The 6,733-nt window shown below is 72.6% G+C and carries 6 protein-coding genes; 4 read left to right on the top strand and 2 right to left on the bottom strand.

Translation table 11 applies throughout. The features are described 5' to 3' along the window. Nucleotides 1–171: 171 nt before the first annotated feature. Nucleotides 172–561: a helix-turn-helix transcriptional regulator gene (locus tag E6J59_00090; protein ID TMB24599.1), complete on the top strand. Its 390-nt coding sequence runs from the start codon at nt 172–174 to the stop codon at nt 559–561. An 80-nt stretch (nt 562–641) separates the two neighbouring features. Here the strand turns inward: E6J59_00090 and E6J59_00095 are convergent, their stop codons facing one another. Beyond that, the gene (locus E6J59_00095; GenBank protein TMB24600.1) at nt 642–914 is read right to left on the bottom strand and encodes a hypothetical protein; all 273 of its coding nucleotides are present in this window, start codon (nt 912–914) and stop codon (nt 642–644) included. Between the two features lie 100 nt (nt 915–1,014). Then, on the bottom strand, nt 1,015–4,143 hold the full coding sequence (locus E6J59_00100) for a hypothetical protein (GenBank protein TMB24601.1): 3,129 nt from the start codon (nt 4,141–4,143) through the stop codon (nt 1,015–1,017). On the opposite strand from E6J59_00100, the gene E6J59_00105 reads away from it, so the two are divergent. The 3 genes from E6J59_00105 to E6J59_00115 form a co-directional block, all read left to right on the top strand. Then, on the top strand, nt 4,144–4,938 hold the full coding sequence (locus tag E6J59_00105) for a sigma-70 family RNA polymerase sigma factor (GenBank protein ID TMB24602.1): 795 nt from the start codon (nt 4,144–4,146) through the stop codon (nt 4,936–4,938). A 60-nt stretch (nt 4,939–4,998) separates the two neighbouring features. Further along, nucleotides 4,999–5,901 carry a hypothetical protein gene (locus E6J59_00110; GenBank protein ID TMB24603.1) on the top strand — a complete coding sequence of 301 codons (903 nt, stop codon included), beginning with the start codon at nt 4,999–5,001 and terminating at the stop codon, nt 5,899–5,901. Between the two features lie 53 nt (nt 5,902–5,954). Beyond that, a partial coding sequence (locus E6J59_00115) for a CHAT domain-containing protein (GenBank protein ID TMB24604.1) occupies nt 5,955–6,733 on the top strand: 779 nt, incomplete at its 3' end.

Genomic DNA, 6,733 nt, shown 5'->3' on the forward strand with positions numbered 1-6,733 from the left:
TACTTCATCACTCCGCGCGGTCACAGCACGCCCATCTTCGAGAGCTGGGGGATCGGAGGGCTGCTCGCGGGGCGGTCCGAAACCAGCCTCCGCCTGACGTATCAGTTCTGAGCGGGTCGCGCCGCCCGCTCAGCGCGCCGGCGGGGGACCTGCACCCGGATATTGGCGGACATGAAGCGGTGGTTCAGTTACGCGGCGGACGGGGCGGTCGTGGCAGGCGATTTCCACTCCCGGGATCGACCGAGGCCCGAGGACATCCGCGCGACCGGTGCGACCACCACCGGCGACACATCGCAGGCGCTGGCTACGTCAGAGTGCCATGAGGGGCGCGAAGTGAACGACAGCGCAGGGAACCTCGTCCGCGCGCTGCGACGGCGCCTGGGCATGACCCAGGAGCAGCTCGCGGCCGCTGTCGGGGTGGCCTTCTCGACCGTGAGCCGCTGGGAGAACGCACACCGTGAGCCGAGCCCGCTCTCGTGGCGCGCCGTCCAGGAGCTTGCCCGTCAGCGTGGTCTCGGCGAGCACTTCTTGCCGGGCCCGGGTCCAACCAACGCGGAATGACGCGTTCGCAGCCCGCGGCCCCCGCCCCCACGGTCGGTCGAAGAGGAGAGGCCGTGGAGACGCGACCTCCCGAGGTCAGGTCACGCTTCGAGCTGGCAGCCGCCCGCATGGCCGACGCCTGGCTCCGCGCCGGGGGCGTCCGAGTGTCGACCCACGATTTCCGGATCGCGCGGGACTTCCTCGAACGCGACGGCTGGACGGTGGAGGAGCTGCCGGGAGTGTTCGTGCGCCTGCGCTGCGGTGACCTGCTCTCGGATGAGATGACTCGCGAAGGCGCCGTGCTGGTCGCGCTCCGCCGCCTCGTGGCCCCGGGCGAATGGCGCCGACGCGCGCTCCGCAGCGGGGGTGCTCACGCCCCTCCTCCGGTCGAGATTCCGGCTGACATGGCCCCGCGCCCTTGGCCGAGGCGGCGTGCCTGCAGCCCGGGGAGTCCGCTCCCCGCGGCCGCTCGCCTCACTGCGTGAGCACGCAGCGCAGCTCCCTCCCGCGTGGGATGGCCGTCTTGACGCTCTTGATCCTGGCGAGGAGGGTGCTTCCACAGCGCCTCGAGACGCTGCCACGTGTCATCATCTTGCGCGTGACCCTCGCCGCCTTCCTCATCATGCGGCGTGCCGCGCGCGCGTGGCTCTTCGCCGCCCGGAGCTCCTCCCGCCGGGAGGGCGTCTCGGCGGGCGCCACGCTCCCCCCGAGCCTCACCTGGTCACAGGCGGCAGTGAACAGGGTTCGCGTCGGCGAGGGAACCGCCTCGCCGGGACACTCGAGATCTCCCTGACACCGGCAGTAGGCGCCCGCGAGGCACTTGGTGCCGCTGCACTCCGGGGCAAGCGCCAGGCACGTCGACCCCCGGGCGCAACAGTCCCACGGATAGAGGAAGCATCCGTCGCACACGCGACACTTCCCCGACCCGCAGTCCGCGTCGCTCTGGCAGCAGCGGCCGTTCGGGATATGGGTGCAGCCGGTCGTGGGGTCGAACGAATCGTCCGTGCAGGGGTCGTTGTCGTCGCACCGCTCCTGCTGCAGTGGATCGAGGGCGCAGCAGAGCGGGCGCGTGCAGTTCGACCGGCAATCGTCGGTGTCCACCGTGTTCCCGTCGTCACACTCCTCGCCAGGCTCGACTATGCCGTTGCCGCACCGGGCGCTGCCATCGGATACCCCGATGATCTCCGCGCGCAGCCTCGGGGAGGCCTTGCCGGTCGGCTGGAAGACATAGACGCGTGAGGGGCCGGGGGCACCGACGAGCAGGCTGCCGGGGCCGGCGGCCACCGTGAGCCCGAAGCGGTCGAAGGCCCCCTGGGCCGGATTCAGGAGCGTCTGGAGTAGCCTCCCCGTGTTTCCGTCGAACAGGTAGGCCGTCCCGGCATCGGGCCCTGTGGTGTCGTCGAGCTGGGCGCCGACGAGCACGTTCTCCCCCACGGTGGTGACGGCGCTGCCGAACTCGTCGCCCGGGTCGGGCGTCGGGTTCTGGATCGCGACGAGCAGATTCCCGCTCGCCCGGTCGAAGACGTAGACCGCGCCGGCTTGGGTCGCCCCCACGGCAGCGCCGGGCGCACCGATGACGACTCTGCGGCCCGCGAGCGCCACCGCGGCGCCGAACAGGTCGCCGGCAGCGGGGGCCGGGCTCTGGAAGATGCGCTCGAGCGTTGCCGTGTTGCGAAGGAAGAGGTAAGCCGCGCCGGCGTTCGGGGCTGCCTCGCTGTCCAGGGGTGTGCCGACCAGCACCTCGTCACCCTGGGCCGCGACGGCCGCGCCGAAGAAGTCTCCCGTCACCGGGATCGCCTTCTGGAAGATGACGCGCAGCGCGCCGGTGCGGCCGTCGAGGAGGTAGGCCACGCCCTCGTCCCGCGCGCCGGCGAGAGGAACCCCGACCAAGACATCAGCGCCCACCGTGGCGATGGAGAAGCCGAACTGATCGCCGCCGACGGGTCTTGGATTGGCGAGGACGCGGGTGAGCGCCGTGCCCTCGAAGCGGTATACCGCGCCGACTTGAGCTCCCTCGGCAGCCGCCAGGAAGGGAGCCCCGACGAAGACGTTGCGGCCGAGTGCCGCGACCGAGAACCCGAAGCCCGGGGTACCCGGGGCCGGGCCCTCGAGGGTGGCCAGGACCGCGCCGCTCGAGCCGTCGAACCGGCTGACCGTTCCCGCGCCGCTCCCGCCGCCCGGCGCGCCGACCAGGACGTCGGCGCCGACGGCTGCGACCGAGGCACCGAAGGCGGCGGCCGAGAGTCGCTTGCGGAACACCGCCTCGAGCGTCGAGCCGGAGAAGACGTAGGCCGCACCGCCGTTGACGACACCGGCGTCGTCGCCGGGAACGCCGACGAGCACGCGGGCGCCGAGCCCGGCCAGCGCCGTACCGAAGAGATCGTCGGGCCGGGACCCGTCCTTGCGGAGCACGCCGCGAAGCTCTCCCGTCTCCAGATCGAACAGGTAGGCCGCGCCGCCCGCCGCCGCCAGCTCGCCGTCAAATGGGGCACCGACCACGAGGCCCGCCTCGGTGACGGCGATCGAGGCTCCGAAGCGGTCGCCTGCGCGTGGCGTCGGCTTCGCGAAGATCCGGATCGGCGCGCCAGTATCGGCGCGCAGGAGGAAGACGACGCCCTCACCCCGATGATTCCCGGGTGCACCGACCAGGAGGCGGTTTCCCGCGGCCGCCACCGCAAAGCCGAACTGGTCCCCGTCCGTCGCGTGCGGATTCGTGAGTGTGAGCAGGAGCCTCCCGGTGCCGCCTGCGAAGAGGAAGGCCTTCCCGGGGCTGTCACTGGTTCCAGGCGCACCGACGAGGACGTTCGCGCCCACTGCCGCGATCGCGGAACCGAACCGGCCAGCTCCCCCGGGGCTCTCGAAGGTCCGCAGCGGCTCGCCCGTCCCGCCGCGGAAGAGGTGGACCGTGCCCGTCCCGGGCGCGCCGACCAGGAGGTCGCCGGCCAGATCGGCGACCGCGGCGCCGAAGGCGCCGTCCGCTGCGGGTCTCGGCGGAAGGAGGGGCAGGGGGGGAGTGTCCGTGGGACCGAAGACGAAGGCCGCTCCGCCTCCGGGCGCCGCTGTGTCATCTCCGGGCGCGCCGACCAGCACGCTGTCACCGACGGCCGCCACCGCGGCACCGAAGGCGTCGCGCGCGGCGGGCGTCCCCGGCTTGCGCAGGACGCGAAGCAGGCGGCCGAACGTCGGGCTCGACGCGCTGACCACGTAGACGATCCCGGCGTCGGGCGCTGCGCTCCCGTCACGGGGCGCGCCGATGAGGAACGTGTCGCCGCCGGCGGCGAGAGCCGCGCCCATCTGCTCGGGAACCGACGACGCTGTCTCGGGCGGCCGCAGCGTCAGGGCGAGCTCGAAGAGGGGCGCCATCGTGGCCGGAAGGGTGGTGGACGTCAACGACGTGGTGGTGGTGACGACGGGCTGCGTGGTGGTCGGGATGGCGAGGGTCATGGTGCTGAGGGTGGGCACCGTGGCGATGTGAGCAGTGGCGGACACCACACCCAGGATCGTCTCGCCGCCGCGGATCGTGGCGCCCGAAGCGGCGGGCGGGATCGCGAGCGTGAGCGCCCCCAGGACGAGCAGGCCGCGAAGGCGACCGGGAGCGTTCATATGGACGGATTCACGCGCGTTGCTCTCGCTCCTCGGCGCGTCGTCAGCAACGCACCGACGCGAGAGCTGTACGGCGGCGCCGGAGCGCCCGTCAACCCCACAGTGCCCCAGAGACGCACCGCGCAGGCTCTCTGTGTCATGCGCTCCTCACGGGTTGCCGCTCGCCTTGACGCTCCGCTCGCCCCTGGGGCATCCTCGCGCGGGCCCCACGTGCTGGACGGGCGGCCAGAAGCGATCCTCACGATCCTCCGCTCCGCGGGGTCCGCGTCGCCCGACCCATTGCTCGGCGAGGTGCTGGAGGCGTTCCGGCGGCAGTGGCTCGCGCTCGCCCGCCAGCGCTATCCCGAGCTGCACGACGACCTCGAGGACGCGGTCCAGAGCGCCCTCGTGAAGCTCATTTCCAGAGAGAAGCTGGACGGGCTGAAGGACGTCACCCGCCTCGAGTCCTGGGCCCGCAGCCTCTTCGTCCACACGGTTCTCGACCTCGCCCGCGAGAGCGGCCGTCACCGAGCCCGACGGGCGTACCTCGCATCCCCCGACCAGGATCCGGAGGAGATGCTGCGGGACGGGCTGCCCGTGGATCGCCCCACCCCGGAGGAGATGACCGCCTACCGCGAGCGTCTCGAGATCGTGGCGCGGTGTGCCGAGAAGCTGGACGTCGCCCGGATGAAGTTCGTCGAGGATATGCCCGAGAAAGACATCGCGCTGCGGCAGAACCTCACCCGGGACGGCGTGGCGGGGCAGCTGAAGCGCATCCGCAGGGCGCTGCGTATCGCCTTCGGGGACGAGGAATGAGGCCCCGCAGGTCGCCCGCCGCCACAACTGGGGTCGGCGGGTCGTCATAGAGATGTGGCCGTGAATCACCGGGAGAGCATGGCGATCCTGCTCGGCTCCCCACGGGGTCGGGCCAGGGACCCGGCACCGGCGGCGCGCGAGCGTCGGGAAGCCGAGGAGCACGTTGGTCGCTGCTCCGACTGCTGGGCCGTCCTGAGCCTCCTCCACGAGCTGGCCACGGGCGAATCGCCGCCCGGCGCCGAGCGCATGGGCGCGCTCTTCGGCTGCAGTCCCGTCCAGGAGGAGATGTATCTGCTGGCGGGGCTGACGGCCGAGGAAATCAGGAGGAGGCACCCCCACGTGGCGCGCCATCTCGGGTGGTGTCATGCCTGCCGGGATCGCCTGGCCGAGGTGCTGAGCGTCGAGCGAGCGGCGGCCCAGGGCGAGCTCGGGCCACCGCTCGTCGCACCGGCCGCGGCGCGCTGGACGGAGGTGGCGGCGCGGGCCGGGGAGACGATTTGTGAGGCGGTGGGCAGGGCGGTGATCCAGCTCCGCCGCGCGGGCGCCGTCTTCACGGCCGTGCCGGAGGGGTTCCTGGTTTCCCCCCTGGTCGTGCCGGCGGCGGCGTTGCGAGGACCGCCGCCGCGGAAGAAGGAACCGAAGAAGGAAGCGCCGGCGCTCGGGCAGAAGGCGGAGTTCCCGCTGCCGGAATCGCCCCTGTTGGCCGAGTTGAGCATCCAGCCGCACGGCCCCGAGCGCGTCGGGATGGCGCTGCGCGTCTCGGGAGATGAGCCGCCTCGTCTCTCGGTGCACGTACGGGAGATACGGGGAGAAGGCCTCGAGCTGGTTGGCCGGTACAGCGTGCGGGGCGCCGCTATGGTGGTCGTGAAGGGCCTCACGCCTGGCCAGTACGTGCTGGAGATCGAGGACAAGCAGAGAGCTCGCCGCTTCCGGCTCCGCTTCGACATCGAATCGTCCGCGTGAGCGCCGCCACCGCCGCGGCCGGTCTCCCGCGGCGTGGACCCGCGCGCTCCGCGATGCTAGGTGCGCTGCACCGAGACGACGCTCGTGCGCGACGATGCCGGCCTGAGACCCCTCCGTCGCTCTCCCGGGTCGCGGCACGCGTCCCGGGCCGGGCGCGTGCCGCCAGGCCACGCATGAGGTTCGTGCCGACGCTCTCCGTCGAGTGGTCGGCGGGCGGGCTGCGCTTTCGCCTGGACGTGCCCGAGCAGGATCTCGCCGAGCCGCTGCTGGAGGAGGTGCGGCACCCGCTCGGCGAGGACACGTTGCGCGCGCTGGAGCAGAGCGCCGACGCGCTGCTGCGCGGCGCCGAGAGCGCCGGCTTCCCCGACGAGGCCCGAGCGCGCGGCGCCGTACTCTACCGCACGCTCGTGCCGTCGCGCCTGCGCCCGCGGCTGCGCGCCGTGCACGGGCCGCTGCTCATCAGCACCGCGCTCTACGGGATGCCATGGGAGCTGCTCCACGACGACGAGGAGTTCTGGGGCCTGCGCTACGGCCTCGGTAAGCGGCTGGTCATGGACCGGCCGCTGCCGGCGGCCACCAGCCCTCGGCTCCGCCCCCGCCCGCGAGCGCTCGTCATCGGCTCGGACCCGCGCGGCGACCTGCGCTTCGTGGGTCTGGAGGTGGAGGCGATCTGCGAGGCCCTCGAGCCCCTCGCGGACATCGAGTGCGTCACCGGCCGTCTCGCCACCTTCGACGCCGTCACCGCGTACCTGGGCGAGCGCTTCGACTTGATCCACTACTGCGGCCACCTGGTGGCGAGCGCGGACGCGAAGCCGGGGCTGCTGCTGGCGGA

The sequence above is a fragment of the Deltaproteobacteria bacterium genome, assembly GCA_005879795.1.
GTDB lineage: Bacteria > Desulfobacterota > Binatia > DP-6 > DP-6 > DP-6.